The following is a 19,314-nucleotide window of genomic DNA, read 5'->3' on the forward strand; positions in this document are numbered from 1 at the left end:
CCGCGGTGCCCGACGTGATCAAGAGTGCGGAGGCCCTGAACCTTCCCTGGGCGCGCACCGAGGCCGAGGTGCTCGCCGAGCTGCGGTCGCTGGGCCAGATGCGATCTGGCGGCCGCGCCCGCGGGCGGTGTCCACGGCTGGAAAGGCCCTCGCGACCGGCCCCCGCGGTCAGCGCTCCCGCGAGTAGAAGAGGTAGAACGTGGTCAGGAAGACACCCACGCCGACCACCAGCCCCAGCACGGTCGACCGCAGCACGCTGGTATCCGTCAGGCTCACCAGGAAGCCGACCGCGCAGGCGGTCAGAGCGCCGTACGCAAGCGCCCGCAGCCCACGCGGCAGCGTCCGCTGGATCCGGCCCAGTGCAAAGCAGAGGGCCGCCACCGCCGCACCGGAGACGAGGCCCAGGACGACCTGCCCGCCTGTGCTGGGCCCGCCGTCGCGGCGGATGAACGCGGCGTAGAACCCGTAGATGATGCCGAGCGCCAGAGGCACGGCCACGGCGTACGGAGTGAGACTGCGGGGCCGGGCGTGCGCGCGCGCCCGCTTCCGGCCGGGCATGGCTGCGTGTGTGACCATCGCGGACAGTTCCTTCCCTCGCCCCCGTTCCTCCAGAGCACACCCGCCCGCCCGGCCCGGCAACTCGAACGGCGTACGGCCCTGAGCGGTCCGGCTCCGCACGGGATTCCCTGGAGGGGTGCGCACCTCCTCGACGGCTTCGGTGATCTCGGCGGCCCTCTCCGCCCTCCTGATCGTCCTGCTCGCCGTCCTGGTGCCGTTCAGCGCGCTCTCCGCCTGGGTCGATCTGGAGATCGACGACACCGACCGCTATGTTTCCGCCGTCTCCCCGCTCTCGTCCGACCCGGCGGTGCAGAGCACCGTCACGGACCTGATCACCGACAAGGCGATGGAGCAGATCGACCTCGGCCCGCTCCAGGACACGGTCCAGGACTTCCTGCACGGGACCGTGCGATCCTTCACCTCCACCGAGGCCTTCGCGAACGCCTGGGACACCGCCAACCGGACCGCCCACAAGGCCGTCACCGCCGCGCTGGACGGCGACAGCGGCGAGGCGGTCACCATCGACCTGGAGCCGGTGATCGGGCAGGTCAAGCAGGATCTGGTGAACCAGGGCGTGCCTTTCGCGGACCAGATCCCCGTCCAGCGGACGGAGATCACGGTGATCGGGGCGGACCGCGCGGACACCCTCAGGGATTCGTTCCACTGGCTGCGCTACTGCAGCATCTGGCCGGCCATCGCCACGCTGGTCCTGCTCGTGCTGGTGGTGGGCATCGCGACGGTACGGGGCGGGCTCCGGGCCGCCCTGACCGCGACCGCGGCCGTCGGCGCCGGGTTCGTCCTCGGGGCGATCGTGCTCCGCATCCTGATGGCGGTCGGGCGGAGCCGGGCGCTGGACGAGGTGCCGGACAGCGACCGGGACGCGGCAGCCGCGGTGGTCGACGCCCTCACCGCCTCGCTGCGGACCACGGTGTGGGTGGTGCTGGCTATCGGGGCGGTCCTGCTGGTGGGGGCAGTGGTGGCTCGGGTGCTGCCGGGGCATCAAAGAGCCCGGCGGGGGTGACCGTCTCGACGTTTCACGGGAAACACCCGTACAGACGTTTCACGTGAAACAACAGGACAGAACCCGCACGGAGGGCCGCCGGTTGGCTCAGAGCTCCGGCGGGCGTCCCTGGAGTCGCTCCATCTCGCGGCGGTCGCGCTTGGTCGGGCGGCCCGTGCCCCGATCCCGTACCGGAACCTGGATCGCGAGCTCGCGCGGCGGCGGGGGCGGGCTGTTGTCGACGAAGCACTCGGCGGCGACCGGAGGGCCCACCCGCTTCTTCACGATCTTCGAGACGACGACCACCCTGTCCCGTCCCGCGTGCCGGAGCCGTACCTCGTCGCCGACGCGGACCGCCTGAGCGGGCTTGGCCCGCTCGCCACCGACCTTCACATGGCCGGCCCGGCAGGCGGCGGCCGCCTGGGCGCGGGTCTTCGTCAGCCGGACCGACCAGATCCACACGTCGACCCGGACGCTTCCCTCCGCCTGCGGCGCGTCACCGGAAACCATGGGTCCGACTCTAGTCCGGGTGGACGCTGGGACGCCGTCCTTTACCGGCCGCACCGGTCAGGAACGTCAGAACGTCAGGAACGGAGCGCCCCCGCCGCCAGGACACAGGCCGCGAGGCGGATGCTGCGCGAGGGGAGGCCCATGGGGAGCCTTCCTGGTCAGCGTGTGCGGTGCACGGTGCTCGGCACCACTGGGCACACATCGGCCACATCGGCCACATCGGCCACTCACCGTAGGCCTCCGGTTCCGCTCCTCACGCGCGCTTTTGGGGGATGCCCATCAGGCCCGCACCGGCTGGGCACAGGCCTGATGGTCATGCGACCTCAGGGTCACACACCGATGTCGCGTCCGTCCTGGCGCCAGACCGCGACGACGGAGGGACGGACGATCTTCCCGGGTCCGTCGGGCCAGGTGCTCGCCGGCTTCTCCACCGAGGCGCCGTCGACCTCGCCCGGGTGCTGGACGGCCACCAGGACACGGCGGTCCTGGATGACCGGCCCGCAGGTTTCCGCACCGGTCGGGACGGTCAGGAACTGCTTCAGCTCACCGCGCCGGTCGCCGTGGGTCGCGACGCCGAAGAGGCCGTCGTGCGAACCGAGTTTGTTGCCGTCGGTCGAGATCCACAGGTTGCCATGAGCGTCGAAGGCCACGTTGTCCGGGCAGGAGATGGGGCTGACACTTTCCTTGGGGAATCCGGCGAAGTACGTCGCCGGGTCGTTCGGGTCGCCCGCGACGAGGAAGAGCCGCCAGGCGAACCCGTCGCTCGTCGGGTCGTCCCAGTTCTCCGCCAGCTCCAGGATCTGCCCGTGCTTGTTGCCGTTGCGCGGGTTGGCCTCGTCCGCCGGGGCCTTGCCCTCCTTACCGCGGTCGGAGTTGTTGGTGAGCGCCACGTAGACCCGGCCGGTGCGCGGTGAGGGCTCGACGTCCTCGGGCCGGTCCATCTTGGTGGCGCCGACCTTGTCACCGGCCAGTCGCGTGTAGACGTACACCTCCTCGGCCGTCATGCCGGGCACGTGCGAGGTGGTGCCGGTGGCGAGCGGGATCCAGACGCCGCTGCCGTCGAACTCGCCGTCGGTGGGCAGTTTTCCGGTTCCGTCGATCTCGGCGGCCGGGGAGTCGCCGGTCAGCTTCGCGACATACAGAGTGCCCTCGTCCAGCAGCGTCAGGTTGTGCTCGCGGGCGGCGCGCGAGGTGCCCTTCTTCATCCGCTTGCTGGAGACGAACTTGTAGAGGTAGTCGAACTTCTCGTCGTCACCCATGTAAACGACCGGGCGCCCGTCCGACGTCAACCGGGGCTCGGCCGCCTCGTGCTTGAACCGGCCCAGCGCGGTCCGCTTGCGCGGGGTGGAGTCCGGGTCGTACGGGTCGAGTTCGACGACCCAGCCGAAGCGGTTGGCCTCGTTGGGCTCCTTCGCCAGGTCGAACCGCCAGTCGAACCGCTCCCACTTGCGCTCGGTGGCGCCGGTACCGATCCCGTAGCGCTTGTGCATGTCGGTGGTGCCGTTGGCGAAGTACTGGTTGAAGTTCTCCTCGCCGTGCAGCGTGGTGCCCCACGGAGTCGTACCGCCCGCGCAGTTGTTGAGGGTGCCGAGCACCTTGCGGCCGGTGCGGTCGGCGGACGTACGCAGCAGAGCGCTCCCCGCGGCCGGTCCGGTGACCCGGAATTCACTCGTGGCGGTGAGCCGGCGGTTCAGCGGGTGACGGCTGACCGGGCCGAGCTTGCCGGTGCGGTTCTCCTCCTGGACGACGACCACGGAGAGTCCGTGCGCGGCCCAGGCGATCTCCACCTGCTCGCGCGTCGGGTTGGCCGGATCGTAGCCGCGGAACATGAGGATCTCGTCCGTGTACTCATGGTTGGCGACCAGGACCTGACGGCCGCGCTCACCGCGGAGCGGGAGAAGCGAGAGGAAGTCGTTGTTGTAACCGAACTGGCCGGCCTGCGCCTTGGCGGACTGCTTGTCCGGGTTGAAGGCGGGCGCCCCGCGCAGGATCGGCTCGCCCCAGCGGATCACCACGTTCTGGCTGTACCCGTCGGGGACGGTGACCTTGTCGTTTTCGTTTGGCGCGACCGGCGAGAACCGCAGGCCCCGGGCGCCGGACGGAGCCGGTTGGTGGGGCGGACCCGGTTTGTGCCCGTGACCGGTGAGCGCGGCGGCCTCCGCCTGCGGAGCGTTCGGGCCGGTCAGCGCGGCCGTCCCGGCTGCGGCGGCGACCGTCACGACGGCGGCTGCGCGCATCATCGAGCGGCGCGAGACGGCACGGGCGATGATGTCGCCGGCGTACTCGTTGTCGCTGGTGTTCGGGGTCTCCTTGAAGCAGGCGTCCCCGCAGCGGAAGCGGCAGGTCAGCGCGGAACGCCCGCCCGGGTGGGAGCTGATGAGCGGCAGCAGATTACGCACGTGGATTCCCTCCGTCGGTGTGTCGTGCGTGACGGTAGGCGCGCCCGCACGCGGTCCGAGGGACTCCCGGTGAACGGGGGGTGAAGTCCGGGCCACCCCTGTTCCTTTGACGCCGTACGCGGGCACCGCGCCGGACTCGGTCCGGGATCGGTTTCGGCTCGGTTGGCGCAGGGGTGGGCCGGACCGGCGAACGGCCGGATCCGGCCGCTAACCTTACGTATCCGTCCTGGCCAGGGATGAAATCACCCAGGTCGGACATTCCCCGCACCCAACTCATGCGAAAGGCCTCGCCCATGGGCATTCGGAGCTTGCTGCGTAAGGTGTTCGGCCGCACGGAGCAGGACGAGCCGACCACGGCCACCGTCCCGCCCCAGGCCGAGCGCACTCAGTCCACGGAGCCGGAGCCGGAGACCACTTCGGCGGCCGGCTCCACCCCGGAGCCGAAGGCTTCGATCCCGGCCCCGGCTTCGCCCGTCACGAAGAGCACCGCGACCACCGACGGCGACGCCGGTGCCGCGGACCTGGTGGCCGCGGCCTTCGACAAGGCGGCCGCCGCGTCCTCCCCCTCGCCGACCGTCCCCGCACAGGGCTCGGGCCCGGACGCGGAGCCGGTCGTCGAGCCGAAGACGGAGACCGTGAGCGAGCCCGTCGGGGAACCCGTCGTCGAGCCGGTCGTCGAGTCGGTCAAGGTCGAGGAGCCCACGGCCGAGCCCGTCGCAGCGGAGACCGACCCCGTCGCCGAGCCGGTCGTCGAGCCGGTCAAGGTCGAGGAGCCCGCCGCGGAAGCGGTGAAGGCTGCCGAGCCCGTCCACGCGGACGAGCCCGTCGCCGAGCCCGTAGAGGCCGAGGAGCCCACACCGGCACCGGCCGCGGAGCCGGACCCGATCACGATCGACCTCGACCTCGATCTCGCCCCGGAGCCCGCCCCCGAGCCGGAAGCGGAGCCGGTCGCGGCCCCCGAGGCCGAGGCCGTCCCCGAGGCCGCCCCGGAGCCCGTGCCCTCAGCAGCGACGGCGCCGGAGCCGGAAACGGAAGCAGCACCCGCCCAGGAAGCCGCCCCGCCGGCCTCCGCCTCCACCGAGGGCGACGAAGCCGCTGCCCCCACCGCAACCCCGGCAGCCACCGAGGCAACCCCCAGGCCCCCCGCCGCCAAGCCCGCCACCCCCCTCGCCCGCGTCACCCAGCACGCGCCGCAGCTCGTCGCCCCGTACAAGGCGGCGCAGGCGGCGCTCAAGGCACACGGGCTGACCGGGCTCCGCGCCCGCGTCTACCTGGTCCTCGACCGCTCCGGCTCCATGCGGCCGTTCTACAAGGACGGCAGCGCCCAGCACCTCGGCGACCGCACCGTGGCCCTCGCCGCCCACCTGGACGCCGACGCCACCGTGCCCGTCGTCTTCTTCTCGACCGACATCGACGGCACCGGCACGATCGAGCTGGCCGCCCACGAGGGCCGCGTCGACGAGCTGAACGCGGGCCTCGGGCGCCTCGGCCGGACGAACTACCACCGCGCGGTCGAGGAGATCGTGGCGCACCACGAGAAGTCGCAGGCCGACGGTCCGGCTCTGGTGATCTTCCAGACGGACGGCCCGCCGGACGCCAAGCAGCTCGCCCGCCAGGCCCTGGCGGACGCGGCGCGGCTGCCGCTGTTCTTCCAGTTCGTCGCGTTCGGCGAGCAGGACGCGAAGGGCTTCGACTTCCTGCGGAAGCTGGACGCCCCCAACGCCGCCTTCTTCCACGCCGGCCCGGCCCCGCGCGAGGTCGCGGACGCCGAGCTCTACCGGGAGATCCTCGCCGGGCTGCCGGCCTGGATCGCGGCGCGCGAGGCCCGTTCCGCGGGCTGATCGACCGGCAGCCGTACGGTCACGGCGAGACCGCCGCCCTCCGGGCCCGGTACCGCCGTGACCGTACCGCCGTGGGCCACCGCGATGGACCGCACGATGGACAGCCCGAGGCCCGACCCCGGGCCCATCCGGTCGCGTCCCTCACCCCGCCGGAACGGCTCGAAGAACCCCGCGATGTCCGCCTCGGAGACCACCGGGCCGGTGTTACGCACCACGAGGGCGCCGTCGCCGCTCAGCGAGACGTCCACCGAACCGCCCGGCATGTTGTACGTGACCGCGTTGGCCAGCAGGTTGGACACCAGCTGGGAAAGCAGCAGCCGGTTGCCACGCACGGGGCAGGCCGCCACCTCGACGGCAACGACCGGAGTGCGCCCTGCCTCACCCGCAGAGGCCCCTGGACGTCGCCCCGTCTCCCCCCTCATCCCCGGATGCCGGGCCGCCTCCTCGGCCACCACCCGGTCGAACCGGACGTCCTCGCGCTCGTCTGCGGCCAGCCCCCGTTCGCTGCGGGCCAGCACGAGCAGCCCCTCTATGAGCCGCTCGCTGCGCCGGTTGGTGTCCAGCAGCGTCTGCCGGGTGCGGACGAGGTCCTCGGGGGTCGGGTCGTCCAGCCCCACCTGGATCGCCGCGCGCTGGGTGGCGAGCGGGGTCCGCAGCTCGTGCGAGGCGTTCGCGATGAACCGGCGCTGACTGTCGAACGCCTTCTCCAGGCGGGCCAGCAGCGCGTCCAGCGTCTCGCCCAGCTCCTTCAGCTCGTCGTCGGGGCCGGTGGAGCCGATCCGCTCGTGCAGCGTCCGCTCCGAGAGCCGGCGGGCCTTCGCCGTCATCGCGTGCACGGGCCTCAGCACCCGGCCCGCGATCCACCATCCCACGCCGACCGCGCCCGCCGTCATCACCAGGAGCGCGGCGACCGACCAGTACATGTGCTGCTTACTCGCCGCGTCACTGACGTGGTCGGTCAGTTCGTAGACAGTGGGCGCGCCGACCGAGCCGCGGGCGATGAACGGGCCGTTGACGGTGTACCCGGGCGGGACGACGACGGCGGAGGAGGCGATGGCACGCGCCTCGGAGTCCGTACCGGCACGGGAGGCCACGTTGACGGTGGCGAGCAGAGCCGTGCCGAGCACGAGAAAGACCCCGCCGTACACGAGGGCGATACGCGTCCTGATCGTCGAGTGCGACAGCTTCGACGCCCCCACCGGCCGCCACAGCCGGAACCGCCCCGCCGGCTTCACAGGGCGTACCCGACGCCCTGGACGGTACGGATCAGCGCGGGCTCACCGAGCGTGGCGCGGAGTTTGCTCACGCAGACGTGTACGGCACCGGTATGGGGCCTCCCCTGCTCGAACGACAGGTGAGAGCTTGGCGAAGGATCGGCGTTGGCGTCCCAGGCCCGCTCCAGCAGCTCCTGCGCGCTGACCGTCCCCCCGTCCGCCTCCAGCAGCAGTTGCAGCACGGTGAACTCCTTGGGCGACAGATCCAGCTCCCGGCCGTCGCGGAGCGCGGAGCGCCGTACGGTGTCGAGCCGGATGCCGTGGCGTTCCAGCTGGGGCGGTACGGGTCTGGCGCTGCGCCGGCGCAGGGCGCGGACCCGGGAGACCAGCTCGGGAAACTCGAACGGTTTGCTGACGTAATCGTCGGCGCCGAGGTCGAGCCCGGCGACCCGGTCCTCCATGGCGCCGGACGCGGTCAGCATCAGAATCCTGGTGCGGGAGCCGGATGCGACCAGACGGCGGGCCACGTCGTCGCCGTGGACGCGCGGGAGGTCGCGGTCGAGCACAACGACGTCGTAGTCGTGCAAGCCGAGGTAGGCGAGGGCCGCGTCTCCGCTGTAGACGGTGTCGACCGCGAAGCCGGCCCGGCGCAGCCCGGTCGCGACCAGTTCCGCGAGGATCTCCTCGTCCTCGGCGACCAGTACCCGCATGGTGATGTCCCCTGCCTCGTGCACGCTTGTTCGCTCCCTCCCAGGATGCGACTTTCCCACGGGAACCATGACGGGAAGGGACTCTCCGCAAAGCTCTCCACCGGAGGGCACCACTCCGTCTGCGCGCAGGACCCCTGTTCATCGATGTGAGTAGATCTTGAACGGGCCGTTAGGATTTCGACCATGGCGGCCACTGGATCCGAGAAGCAGGGGGCGACGGCGTACTACGTCTCGACCCCCATCTACTACGTCAACGACGCTCCTCACCTGGGCCACGCCTACACGACCGTCGCAGGCGACGTGCTCACGCGCTGGCACCGCCAGCGCGGCGAGAAGGTGTGGTACCTCACCGGCACGGACGAGCACGGTCAGAAGATCATGCGCACGGCCGAGGCGAACGACGTCACTCCGCAGGCTTGGTGCGACAAGCTCGTCGAGGAGGCGTGGAAGCCCCTCTGGGAGCATCTGAACATCGCGAACGACGACTTCATCCGGACGACGGAGAAGCGGCACACCGACCGTGTGCAGGAGTTCGTGCAGGACCTGTACGACAAGGGCGAGATCTACAAGGGCGGGTACGAAGGCCCGTACTGCGTGGGCTGCGAGGAGTACAAGCTCCCCGGCGATCTGATCGACGGCGAGGGCGAGTTCGCCGGACAGAAGCTCTGCCCGGTCCACAAGAAGCCGGTGGAGCTCCTCAAGGAGGAGAACTACTTCTTCAAGCTGAGCGAGTACGGCCCGAAGCTCCTGGAGTTCTACGCGGCGAACCCGGGCTTCATCCAGCCGGAGTCGGCGCGCAACGAGATCGTGAACTTCGTCGAGCAGGGCCTTCAGGACCTGTCGATCTCGCGCTCCACCTTCGACTGGGGCGTCCCGGTCCCGTGGGACGACAAGCACGTCATCTACGTCTGGATCGACGCGCTGCTCAACTACGCGACGGCCGTGGGCTACGGCGCCAACCAGGAGAAGTTCGACGGTACGTTCCCGGCGGACGTGCACCTGATCGGCAAGGACATCCTCCGCTTCCACACGGTGATCTGGCCCGCGATGCTGATGGCGCAGGGCCTGCCGCTCCCCGGCAAGGTCGTCGCCAACGGCTGGCTGATGGTCGGCGGCGAGAAGATGTCCAAGTCGAACCTGACCGGCATCAAGCCGCAGGACCTGACCTCGCACTTCGGCGTGGACGCGTACCGCTGGTATTTCCTGCGGGCCATCGCGTACGGCAGCGACGGCTCGTTCTCCTGGGAGGACTTCTCCGCCCGCTACACCTCCGAGCTGGCCAACGACTACGGCAACCTCGCCTCGCGCGTGGCGGCCATGGTCGGCAAGTACTTCGGCGGCGCGCTGCCGGAGGCCACGGCCGCCGGTGACGCCGAGCGGGCCGTGCAGGAGGGCCTGGCGAAGGCCGTGGCGACCGCCGACCGGAAGATCGGCGAGGAGCTGGACTTCCAGTCCGGCATCCTGGCGGTCTTCGAGTTCGTGAAGCAGGTCAACGGCTACATCACGGAGCAGGAGCCCTGGAAGGTGGCCAAGGACACCACCCCCGAGGGCCAGGCCCGCCTGGCGACCATCCTGTACACGGCCGCCGAGGCCCTGCGCGGCGTCGCGGTCCTGCTGAACGCCGTGATGCCGGAGACCTCGCAGAGCCTGTGGGAGTCCCTGGGCGCCGAGGAGTCCCTGGGCGCCCTGGCCGACCAGAAGGTCCAGGACGCGGGCACCTGGGGCATCCTGCCCGTCGGCGCGACGGTGACGAAGGGCGCGGTGCTGTTCCCGCGCCTGGAGGAGAAGCCGGCCTAACCGCTGCCGTACGTACGTCAGGAGCCCGGGACCACGAGCACCGGTCCCGGGCTCCTGGCCTACGCAAGCCCGATCACCGCCCCAGCGTCTCCGCGTCCCCCATCACGATCACCGGGTTCAGCTCCGGGTCCAGGGTGCGCAGGAGCTCCTCCATGCGCTCCTCCGGGATGGAGACGCAGCCCTGGGTGGGGCCGCCGTGGTCGACGTGGATCCAGATGCCGCCGCCGCGTTCGAGGCCGAGGGGGCGGGTGCGGTCCAGGGGGGTGACGCCCTCCGTGCGGTTGTAGTTGATCGCGACGACGTAGTCGAAGGAGCCTTCCAGGGGCTCCCCGAAGAACCCCTCGCCGTCCACCGCGAACCGCGGGTGCTCGTCGTACGGGAGCAGAGCGCCCGGGTCGGGGAGGCGGCCGCCCGCGTCGGTGAGGGAGTAGACGCCCCTGGGGGACCTCAGGTCGCCCGCCACATGGTGGTCGGTCCAGCCGTCCATGCCGTTGTGGGCGTCCCACGGACCGGCGACGGCGACCCATCCCTCCGCGGGGTCCTCGCGGCTGTACAGCACCGCGCGGGACCGGTTGGCGTCCTCGTCCTCCCCGGTGACGACGAACGCCTGCCGGGCTTTCCCGGGGATCTCCGCGAGAGTCCGCGGCCCGAGGCCCGGGATCTCCGCGGGGCTCGGCGTCGCCTCGGGGGAGGGGGATGAGCGGAGTACGGAGGCGGCGTCGGACTCCGGGCCCGCGGCGCCCTGCCCCGGGGCTCCTACGGGCGCGGTGGCGGGGGTGGCGCCGGAGGAGGCGCAGCCGGTGAGCAGCAGGGCAAGGACGAGGAGCGGTGCGGTGAGCAGGGCGGCCGGGCGGAGCGGGACGGACACGGTGGCGGGCTCCTCGGGTGACGGCGGACGGCGTGGCGGGGGCGGCAAGGGGCGCGAGAGGGGTGTCTCGGTGCCAGTCTTTGCCGCACCCGGCGCCGCCGAATCCGAACCGCGGCCATCCGGCTGTACGGCGTCGCCCGGCCGCCCGCGCCCCTCCCGCCCGTGCCGCCCGTGCTGCCCCCGCCGCCCCCGCCGCCCCCGCCGCCCCCGCAACAAAACAGCCCCCGATCAGATGATCGGGGGCTGTTTCACGTGAAACGTCCGCAGAGCGGGACCGGACGGACTACTGGTCGGCAGGCTTCTCCGACGCACCCGCGCCCTTCGCGGCGACCGGCTTGCGCAGCTGGATGTTCAGCTCGCGCAGCCGGGACTCGTCCAGCTCGGTGGGGGCGCCCATCATCAGGTCCTGGGCGTTGCCGTTGAGCGGGAAGGCGATCGTCTCGCGGATGTTGGGCTCGTCGGCGAGCAGCATCACGATGCGGTCGACGCCCGGGGCGATGCCACCGTGCGGCGGGGCGCCGAGGCGGAACGCGCGGAGCATGCCCGCGAACTCGTGCTCGACGGTCTCCCGGTCGTACCCGGCGATCTCGAAGGCCTTGAGCATCAGCTCGGGCTCGTGGTTACGGATGGCACCCGAGGACAGCTCGATGCCGTTGCAGACGATGTCGTACTGCCAGGCGAGGATGTCCAGCGGGTCCTTCTCCTCCAGGTCGGCGAGGCCGCCCTGGGGCATCGAGAAGGGGTTGTGCGAGAAGTCGATCCTGCCGCTCTCCTCGTCCTTCTCGTACATCGGGAAGTCGACGATCCAGCAGAACCGGAAGACGCCCTCCTCGAAGTGGCCGGCGCGCTTGGCGGCCTCGACCCGGACGACCGACATGATCTTGGAGACCTCGTCGAACTCGCCCGCGCCGAAGAAGACGGCGTGGCCCGGCACCAGCGAGAGGCGCTCGGTGAGCGTCTTGACGTCGGTCTCGGTGAGGAACTTGGCGATCGGCCCGGCCAGCGTGCCGTCCTCGCCCACACGCACCCAGGCCAGGCCCTTGGCTCCGTGCTCGACGGCATACTCACCGAGGCCGTCGAAGAACTTGCGGGACTGGCCCGCGGTGTCCGGGACGGGCAGCGCGCGGACGTGCTTGCCGGCGAACGCCTTGAACCCGGAGTCGGCGAAGACGTCCGAGATGTCGACGAGCTCCAGCTTGGCGCGCAGGTCCGGCTTGTCGTTGCCGTACTTCAGCATCGACTCGCGGAAGGGGATGCGCGGGAACGGCGAGGTGACCTCGCGGCCGTTGCCGAACTCGGTGAAGAGCTCGGTCATCAGCTTCTCGATCGGCTGGAAGACGTCCTCCTGCTCGACGAACGACATCTCGACGTCGAGCTGGTAGAACTCGCCCGGCGAGCGGTCAGCGCGGGCGTCCTCGTCGCGGAAACAGGGTGCGATCTGGAAGTAGCGGTCGAAGCCCGAGATCATCAGCAGCTGCTTGAACTGCTGCGGGGCCTGCGGCAGCGCGTAGAACTTGCCGGGGTTCAGCCGGGACGGTACGACGAAGTCACGGGCGCCCTCGGGGGAGGTCGCGGTGAGGATCGGGGTCGCCATCTCGTTGAAGCCGAGGGCCACCATCTTGGAGCGGATGGAGGCGATCACGGCCGAGCGCAGCAGGATGTTGCGGTGCATGCGCTCGCGGCGCAGGTCGAGGAAGCGGTACTCCAGGCGCCGCTCCTCGTTGACGCCGTCCTCGGTGTTGATCGTGAAGGGCAGCGGGCCGGCCTCGCCGAGCACCTCGACCTCGCTGACCTCGATCTCGATCTCACCGGTCGGCAGCTCCGGGTTGACGTTGTCGGCACCGCGCGCGGAGACCTTGCCGTCGATCCGCACGACGGTCTCCTTGGTCAGCTTCGCCAGGGCGTCGTTGCCGGGGGTGCCGGGGCGGGCGACGAGCTGCACCAGACCGTAGTGGTCGCGCAGATCGATGAAGAGGATGCCACCCAGGTCTCGGCGATTGTGCAGCCAGCCGCTCAGCCGGACGTCGGTGCCGACGTCAGAGGCGCGGAGCTCACCGCAGGTGTGGGACCTGTACCGATGCATCGTCGTTCATCCAGTCTTCGCGGTTAGGTGTGGAATGAGCTTCCCCAGGCTACCGCCCGGGGGCGGGCCTCTTCATTTCCCTTTGCCGCTCCCCTCCCCGCCGCCTTCCGCCAGGTGCCCGTACTCGGCGTCCCCTCGGTGGCGTACGGATAGCACATCTTCCTAAAGTGGGGCAATGCGCACCGAGGAAGTCCTGGCCGCGATCGCGACCGGCCTGTGGCGCTGGGACAACGCAGCCGGCACGGTCACGCTCGACGCGGAGGCGGCCCGGCTGCTCGGCCTGCCCGCCGAGCCCGGCAGCTACCGGGAGGCGGCGGTGCGCTCCCGTTTCCACCCGGTCGACTGGAACGAGATCTACGGGGTCGTGAACCTGGCCGTCGCCGAGGGCACCCTGGCCGAGGCCCGGCTGCGCATCGTGGACGAGCGGGGGAAGGTGCTGCGTACGGTACGCAGCCGCTCCAAGCCGGTGGTAGCGGCGGAGGGAGAGAGGGAGAACTACCTGCTCATCGGCACGCTCCAGGAGGTCGCCGAGCCGCAACTGGGCTCGGCCGGACCCCACACACCGATCACCGGGGACTGGCGCCGGTCGCGGGAGGCGTTCCTGCTGGATGCCGGGCGGGCACTGGCGGAGGCCCGGTCCACGGAGGAGGTGCTGCGGGTCGCCGCGTCCCTCTCCATGCCCGGGTTCTCGCCGGACGGGCTCGCGGTCTTCGGCTCCGCCGGCGAGCGGCTGACGATCATCGGCCACCACGGACAGAGCGCGGCGGACGAGGACCCGTTCACCGATATGCCCCTGGACACCGACTACCCAGCCGCCGAGGTCGTCCGCACCGGCCGCGCGATCTACCTCCCCTCCCCCGAGGAGTACCGCCGCCGCTACCCCGCCACCTGGCCGCTGGCCCGGCGCTTCGGGCGGCAGTCCTGGGCGTTCCTGCCCCTGGTCTCCTCCGGCCGCACGATGGGCGCGTGGATGGCCGGGTTCCAGCATCCGGTGGGGTTCTCGCCCGACGAGCGCGCGGTGCTCTCCACGGTCGCCCGGATGCTCGCCCAGGCGCTGGCCCGGGCCGGGGTCGCGGAGACCGAACGGGAGCTCTCACTCGGTCTCCAGCGCTCGATGATGCCGACGCTGGGGCCGGACATCCCCGGCATGACGGTGGCGGCGCGGTACGTGCCGACTGGCGGCGGACTCCAGGTGGGCGGCGACTGGTACGACATGATCCCGCTGCCCAACGGCCGGATCGCCCTGGTCATCGGCGATGTCCAGGGCCATGACGTTCGGGCCGCGGGGCTCATGGGCCAGCTCCGCATCGCCCTGCGCGCGTACGCCTCCGAGGGGCACCGACCGGACGCCGTACTCGCCCGGGCCTCGCGCTTCCTCGCCGGGCTGACCGACGCGTACGAGGGCGTGGCGGGCGACGGCGAGCCCTCCGCGCCGCGCTTCGCGACCTGCCTGTACGCGGAGGTGGACCCGGAGACCGGGACCCTGGACATCGCGCGCGCGGGCCACCCCGACCCGGTGGTGGTGAGCGCCGACGGCACCGCGGTGATCCGCCAGACGGCCGGCGGGCTGCCGCTGGGCATCGAGACGGACTCCGACTACCCCACCACCCGGGTCGTCCTGGAACCAGGCGAAACGATCATGTTCTGCACGGACGGCCTCATCGAGACCGGCGGCCACGACATGGCCACCGGCTGGGGCAGGCTGCGCCCGGTCCTGGAGGAGCCCACCGAGGACCTGGAGCAGATGGCGGATGCGCTGGTCCAGGCCGTGCACGGGCCGACCTCGCACTACACGACCGGTCCGCTCGCCGACCGCCGTGAGGACGACATCGCGGTGCTGGTGCTGCGACGGGAGAGCACGCGGGCGCCTCGGACGCCGGCCCGCCGCAGCGTCCTGACCATCGCGCAGGCCGAGCCCGAGCGGATCTCGGTGGGCCGGCAGCTCGTACGGGAGCTGCTGCACGACTGGAAGGACCCCGAGCAGGTCGACTCGGCGGTCCTGATGGTTTCGGAGATGGCCACCAACGTGCTGGTTCACACGGACGGCGACGCGCTGATGTTGGCGGAGGTCTCCGGGGAGCGGGGGGACCGGCGGCTGCGCGTGGAGGTGGCCGACGCGAGCGACGAGCTGCCGCACAAGCGGCGGCCGGGGGAGATGGCGTCCAGCGGGCGGGGGCTGGTGCTGATGGAGATGCTGGCGGACGCGTGGGGGGTGGATCCGCGGGGGGAGGGGAAGTCGATCTGGTTCGAGCTGTACGAGTCGGCCGAGCCGGGGGCGCCCTGAGGAACCCGGGGCCCTGATCGCTGCGGGGATCTCCCCCCCGTAACGGTTCCGTCCTCGAACGCCGGACGGGCTGGATCCGCCGCCGCCCCGTGAACGTCGGCGCAGCTCGCCCAGTACGCCGAATGCCGCCGCGCACATCGGGACGGCGAGCAGCATGCCCGCAGCAGGCACCCTCCCACCCGAGCACGGTGCGCGACCGCGGGCCCGCCCGCCACCACCGTACGAGTGACGGGCTGTCAGCTCGACCACTCCCGGACGTCACATGCCGTGAACCGCCGGAACCGTGCCGAGGCGGCCGGCCTGGAAGTCCTCGAAGGCCTGCTGCAGCTCGGCCTGACTGTTCATCACGAACGGCCCGTAGTGCGCCATCGGCTCCCGGATCGGGCGGCCGCCGAGGAGGACGATCTCCAGGTCCGGGGTGTTCCCGTCCTGCTTCTCGTCCGCGCGGACGGTCAGCGAGCCGCCGCTGCCGAACACCGCGGTCTGCCCGAGGCGGATCGGACGGCGCTCCTCGCCGACCGTGCCACGCCCGGCCAGGACGTACGCGAGTCCGTTGAAGTCCTCGCGCCAGGGCAGGGTCACCTCGGCGCCGGGCCGGACGGTGGCGTGGATCATCGTGATCGGGGTGTGCGTGATGCCGGGCCCCTGGTGCCCGTCGAGCTCACCGGCGATGACCCGGAGCAGCGCGCCGCCGTCCGGGGAGGTGAGGAGCTGCACCTCGCCGCCGCGGATGTCCTGGTAGCGCGGGTTCATCATCTTGTCGGCCTTGGGGAGGTTCACCCAGAGCTGGAGGCCGTGGAAGAGCCCGCCGGACAGCACGAGCGACTCCGGCGGCGCCTCGATGTGCAGCAGCCCCGATCCGGCGGTCATCCACTGGGTGTCGCCGTTCTCGATGGTGCCGCCGCCACCGTTGGAGTCCTGGTGGATGAAGGACCCGTCGATCAGGTAGGTGACCGTCTCGAACCCGCGGTGCGGGTGCCAGGGAGTGCCCTTCGGCTCGCCTGCGGCGTACTCCACCTCACCCATCTGGTCCATCATGATGAACGGGTCGAGGTGCTGGTAGTTGATCCCCGCGAACGCGCGGCGGACGGGGAAGCCCTCGCCCTCGAATCCGCTCGGCGCCGTGGTCACGGCGAGCACGGGGCGGGCCACGGCGTCACCCGAAGCGGCCACCTTGGGCAGGGTCAGCGGGTTGTCGACGGTCACTGCGGGCATGGGAGCCACCTCCGGGCGAGTCTTCTGGAACCAATTTAGTTGAATGGTGAACATCCTGCAAGGCGTGCGGCATTCCCGCCCCGCCCACCGACAGCGCGAGGGCCCGCGCCGCTCGCGGCGCGGGCCCTCGCCCGATCGAAGAACCCGCAGGTCAGCGACCCACGGACCGAAAACACCTACCCGTACATACGCCGCATCGCGAAGTCCACCATCTGCTCGACCGCCTTGGCGTCGAAGACCATCCGGTGATCACCCTCCATGTCCAGGACGAAGCCGTACCCCGTGGGGAGCAGGTCGATCACCTCGGCGCCGGTGATCACGAAGTACTTGGACTCCTTGCCCGCGTAGAGCCGCAGCTCCTTGAGCGTGGTGAACATCGGGATCACCGGCTGCTGGGTGTTGTGCAGTGCCAGGAAGCCGGGGTTGTCACCGCGCGGGCAGTAGACCTTCGACGTGGCGAAGATCTGCTGGAAGTCCTCGGCGGAGAGGGAGCCGGTGGTGAAGGCCCGTACCGCGTCGGCCAGGGAGGGCGGAGAGGGCTCGGGATACAGCGGCTGCTCGCCGTAGCCGCCACCCATCTGGCCCATCTGACCCATCTGCTGCTGAGCACCAGGGTTCTGGTCGTAGCCGTACATGCTGCAAAGAGTAATCGGACACATCTACGGCTTGAGGGGTTGCGCCTTATTACTGACGGGTAGCATCATCGTAGAGGTCAGCTGATACACCCGCGTCTGCCTGCACCCACGCCTGCCTGTCGCCCGACCCGCATCACTCCCCGGGGCGCTGTGCGCCACTGCTATTGATTACGGAGCCTTCCCATGGGGCACTACAAGTCGAATCTCCGCGACATCGAGTTCAACCTCTTCGAGGTCCTCGGGCGCGACAAGCTGTACGGCACCGGTCCGTTCGCGGAGATGGACGTCGACACCGCGAAGAGCATCCTCGAGGAGATCGCCCGCCTCGCGGAGAACGAGCTCGCCGACTCCTTCGCCGACGCCGACCGCAACCCGCCGGTCTTCGACCCGGAGACCAACACCGCGCCGGTCCCGGAGAGCTTCAGGAAGTCGTACCAGTCCTTCATGGACTCCGAGTACTGGCGCCTGGGCCTGCCCGAGGAGATCGGCGGCACCACCTCCCCCCGCTCCCTGATCTGGGGCTACGCGGAGCTGCTGCTCGGTGCGAACCCGGCCGTGTGGATGTACTCCTCCGGCCCCGCCTTCGCGGGCATCCTCTTCGAAGAGGGCACCGAGGAGCAGAAGAAGGTCGCGGAGATCGCCGTCGAGAAGCAGTGGGGCTCGACGATGGTGCTGACCGAGCCGGACGCCGGCTCCGACGTCGGCGCCGGCCGGACGAAGGCCGTGCAGCAGGAGGACGGCTCCTGGCACATCGAGGGTGTGAAGCGCTTCATCACCTCGGGCGAGCACGACATGTCCGAGAACATCCTCCACTACGTGCTGGCGCGCCCCGAGGGCGCGGGCCCCGGCACCAAGGGCCTCTCGCTCTTCCTGGTCCCGAAATACCACTTCGACTGGACCACCGGCGAGCTGGGCGAGCGCAACGGTGTGTACGCGACGAACGTCGAGCACAAGATGGGCCTCAAGGCCTCCAACACCTGCGAGATGACCTTCGGCGACCGCCACCCCGCCCAGGGCTGGCTCATCGGCGACAAGCACGACGGCATCCGCCAGATGTTCCGCATCATCGAGTTCGCCCGCATGATGGTCGGCACGAAGGCCATCGCCACCCTCTCCACGGGCTACCTGAACGCGCTGGAGTACGCCAAGGAGCGCGTCCAGGGCACGGACCTGTCGCAGTTCATGGACAAGACGGCGCCCAAGGTCACCATCACGCACCACCCCGACGTGCGCCGCTCGCTCATGACGCAGAAGGCGTACGCCGAGGGCATGCGCTCCCTCGTGCTGTACACGGCCACCGTCCAGGACGCGATCCAGGAGAAGGAGGCCGCGGGCGAGGACGCCAAGGCGCTGAACGGCCTCAACGACCTGCTGCTCCCGATCGTGAAGGGGTACGGCTCCGAGAAGTCCTACGAGCAGCTGGCGCAGTCGCTCCAGACGTTCGGCGGCTCCGGTTACCTCCAGGAGTACCCGGTCGAGCAGTACATCCGGGACGCCAAGATCGACACCCTCTACGAGGGCACGACGGCGATCCAGGGCCAGGACTTCTTCTTCCGGAAGATCGTCCGCGACCAGGGTGTCTCGCTCAACACGCTCTCCGAGGAGATCAAGAAGTTCCTCGCCGGCGCCCAGGGCAGCGAGGAGCTGGCCCCCGCGCTGGACTCGCTCGCCAAGGCGGCCGTGGACCTGGAGGCGATCGTCGGCACGATGATCACCGACCTCACCGCAACCGGCGAGGACGTCAAGAACATCTACAAGGTCGGGCTCAACACGACCCGCCTGCTGATGGCCTCCGGCGACGTCGTCGTCGGCTACCTGCTCCTCAAGGGCGCGACCGTGGCCGCCGAGAAGCTGCCGACCGCCTCCGCCAAGGACGTCGCCTTCTACCAGGGCAAGATCGCCGCCGCGAAGTTCTTCGCGGCCAACATCCTCCCGGGCGTCTCGGCCGAGCGCGCGCTCGCCGAGAGCGTCGACAACTCCCTGATGGAGCTGGACGAGGCCGCCTTCTAGGGCCTCGCCCGACCGCTCGGTACGTCAACAGCGCCGCCATCCGGAAATCGTTCGGGTGGCGGCGCTGTCGTATCAGCTGAGTGCGCGGGCCGTCGGCAGGAGAAGCGTCCCGGAGCCGGATGCCGTCGTGGTCAAGGCGGAAGCGATCAAGAGGCCACCACGACCGCCTCAAGCTCTCCGCCCCGTACGA

14 protein-coding genes are annotated in these 19,314 nt (G+C 70.6%); 5 read left to right on the forward strand and 9 right to left on the reverse strand.

Going from position 1 to position 19,314, the window contains the following annotated elements; genetic code table 11:
• Nucleotides 1–168: 168 nt before the first annotated feature.
• Nucleotides 169–576: a hypothetical protein gene (locus tag ABZ154_RS20955; RefSeq protein WP_356834698.1), complete on the reverse strand. Its 408-nt coding sequence runs from the start codon at nucleotides 574–576 to the stop codon at nucleotides 169–171.
• A 118-nt stretch (nucleotides 577–694) separates the two neighbouring features.
• On the opposite strand from ABZ154_RS20955, the gene ABZ154_RS20960 reads away from it, so the two are divergent.
• Nucleotides 695–1,579, forward strand: a complete 885-nt coding sequence (locus ABZ154_RS20960) for a hypothetical protein (RefSeq protein WP_356834700.1) — start codon at nucleotides 695–697, stop codon at nucleotides 1,577–1,579.
• 87 nt (nucleotides 1,580–1,666) lie between these two features.
• Here the strand turns inward: ABZ154_RS20960 and ABZ154_RS20965 are convergent, their stop codons facing one another.
• A complete protein-coding gene (locus tag ABZ154_RS20965) occupies nucleotides 1,667–2,068 on the reverse strand; it encodes a S4 domain-containing protein (RefSeq protein WP_356834702.1) in 402 nt (133 codons plus the stop codon).
• A 329-nt stretch (nucleotides 2,069–2,397) separates the two neighbouring features.
• Nucleotides 2,398–4,467, reverse strand: coding sequence for a PhoX family protein (locus ABZ154_RS20970; RefSeq protein ID WP_356834704.1), 2,070 nt, complete (start codon nucleotides 4,465–4,467; stop codon nucleotides 2,398–2,400).
• 293 nt (nucleotides 4,468–4,760) lie between these two features.
• Between ABZ154_RS20970 and ABZ154_RS20975 the strand changes: the two genes are divergently transcribed.
• Nucleotides 4,761–6,308, forward strand: coding sequence for a VWA domain-containing protein (locus ABZ154_RS20975; protein ID WP_356834706.1), 1,548 nt, complete (start codon nucleotides 4,761–4,763; stop codon nucleotides 6,306–6,308).
• Here ABZ154_RS20975 and ABZ154_RS20980 read toward each other — a convergent pair.
• Both ABZ154_RS20980 and ABZ154_RS20985 read right to left on the reverse strand, forming a co-directional pair.
• Entirely contained in the window at nucleotides 6,242–7,543 is a 1,302-nt protein-coding gene (locus tag ABZ154_RS20980; protein ID WP_356834708.1) for a HAMP domain-containing sensor histidine kinase, read from the reverse strand. The genes ABZ154_RS20975 and ABZ154_RS20980 overlap by 67 nt on opposite strands.
• Nucleotides 7,540–8,232, reverse strand: coding sequence for a response regulator transcription factor (locus tag ABZ154_RS20985; protein ID WP_356834843.1), 693 nt, complete (start codon nucleotides 8,230–8,232; stop codon nucleotides 7,540–7,542). Before ABZ154_RS20985 ends, ABZ154_RS20980 begins: the two co-directional genes overlap by 4 nt.
• A gap of 183 nt (nucleotides 8,233–8,415) precedes the next feature.
• Here ABZ154_RS20985 and metG point away from each other — a divergent pair, with 183 nt between their 5' ends.
• On the forward strand, nucleotides 8,416–10,029 hold the full coding sequence (metG, locus tag ABZ154_RS20990; RefSeq protein ID WP_356834710.1) for a methionine--tRNA ligase: 1,614 nt from the start codon (nucleotides 8,416–8,418) through the stop codon (nucleotides 10,027–10,029).
• 73 nt (nucleotides 10,030–10,102) lie between these two features.
• Here the strand turns inward: metG and ABZ154_RS20995 are convergent, their stop codons facing one another.
• Together ABZ154_RS20995 and aspS are read right to left on the reverse strand one after the other, a co-directional pair.
• A complete protein-coding gene (locus tag ABZ154_RS20995; RefSeq protein WP_356834712.1) occupies nucleotides 10,103–10,897 on the reverse strand; it encodes a L,D-transpeptidase family protein in 795 nt (264 codons plus the stop codon).
• A gap of 283 nt (nucleotides 10,898–11,180) precedes the next feature.
• Entirely contained in the window at nucleotides 11,181–12,980 is a 1,800-nt protein-coding gene (aspS, locus tag ABZ154_RS21000) for an aspartate--tRNA ligase (protein WP_356834714.1), read from the reverse strand.
• A gap of 175 nt (nucleotides 12,981–13,155) precedes the next feature.
• On the opposite strand from aspS, the gene ABZ154_RS21005 reads away from it, so the two are divergent.
• On the forward strand, nucleotides 13,156–15,264 hold the full coding sequence (locus tag ABZ154_RS21005; RefSeq protein WP_356834716.1) for a SpoIIE family protein phosphatase: 2,109 nt from the start codon (nucleotides 13,156–13,158) through the stop codon (nucleotides 15,262–15,264).
• Between the two features lie 258 nt (nucleotides 15,265–15,522).
• Here ABZ154_RS21005 and ABZ154_RS21010 read toward each other — a convergent pair whose 3' ends face one another.
• On the reverse strand, nucleotides 15,523–16,479 hold the full coding sequence (locus ABZ154_RS21010; protein ID WP_356834718.1) for a pirin family protein: 957 nt from the start codon (nucleotides 16,477–16,479) through the stop codon (nucleotides 15,523–15,525).
• 176 nt (nucleotides 16,480–16,655) lie between these two features.
• Nucleotides 16,656–17,114 (reverse strand): SseB family protein, encoded by a 459-nt coding sequence (locus ABZ154_RS21015; RefSeq protein ID WP_015609740.1) that lies wholly within the window; start codon nucleotides 17,112–17,114, stop codon nucleotides 16,656–16,658.
• 183 nt (nucleotides 17,115–17,297) lie between these two features.
• On the opposite strand from ABZ154_RS21015, the gene ABZ154_RS21020 reads away from it, so the two are divergent.
• Nucleotides 17,298–19,124: an acyl-CoA dehydrogenase gene (locus ABZ154_RS21020; protein ID WP_356834720.1), complete on the forward strand. Its 1,827-nt coding sequence runs from the start codon at nucleotides 17,298–17,300 to the stop codon at nucleotides 19,122–19,124.
• The last annotated feature ends 190 nt before the right edge of the window (nucleotides 19,125–19,314 follow it).

The sequence above is a fragment of the Streptomyces sp. NPDC006261 genome (assembly GCF_040613515.1).
GTDB lineage: Bacteria > Actinomycetota > Actinomycetes > Streptomycetales > Streptomycetaceae > Streptomyces.

What these genes read in the sequence shown, in the direction of transcription:
- ABZ154_RS20955 (WP_356834698.1), bottom strand. Translation starts at nt 576, where the DNA reads ATGGTCACACACGCAGCCATGCCCGGCCGGAAGCGGGCGCGCGCGCAC.
- ABZ154_RS20965 (WP_356834702.1), bottom strand. Translation starts at nt 2,068, where the DNA reads ATGGTTTCCGGTGACGCGCCGCAGGCGGAGGGAAGCGTCCGGGTCGAC.
- ABZ154_RS20975 (WP_356834706.1), top strand. Translation starts at nt 4,761, where the DNA reads ATGGGCATTCGGAGCTTGCTGCGTAAGGTGTTCGGCCGCACGGAGCAG.
- ABZ154_RS20985 (WP_356834843.1), bottom strand. Translation starts at nt 8,232, where the DNA reads ATGCGGGTACTGGTCGCCGAGGACGAGGAGATCCTCGCGGAACTGGTC.
- metG (WP_356834710.1), top strand. Translation starts at nt 8,416, where the DNA reads ATGGCGGCCACTGGATCCGAGAAGCAGGGGGCGACGGCGTACTACGTC.
- aspS (WP_356834714.1), bottom strand. Translation starts at nt 12,980, where the DNA reads ATGCATCGGTACAGGTCCCACACCTGCGGTGAGCTCCGCGCCTCTGAC.
- ABZ154_RS21005 (WP_356834716.1), top strand. Translation starts at nt 13,156, where the DNA reads ATGCGCACCGAGGAAGTCCTGGCCGCGATCGCGACCGGCCTGTGGCGC.
- ABZ154_RS21010 (WP_356834718.1), bottom strand. Translation starts at nt 16,479, where the DNA reads ATGCCCGCAGTGACCGTCGACAACCCGCTGACCCTGCCCAAGGTGGCC.
- ABZ154_RS21015 (WP_015609740.1), bottom strand. Translation starts at nt 17,114, where the DNA reads ATGTACGGCTACGACCAGAACCCTGGTGCTCAGCAGCAGATGGGTCAG.
- ABZ154_RS21020 (WP_356834720.1), top strand. Translation starts at nt 17,298, where the DNA reads ATGGGGCACTACAAGTCGAATCTCCGCGACATCGAGTTCAACCTCTTC.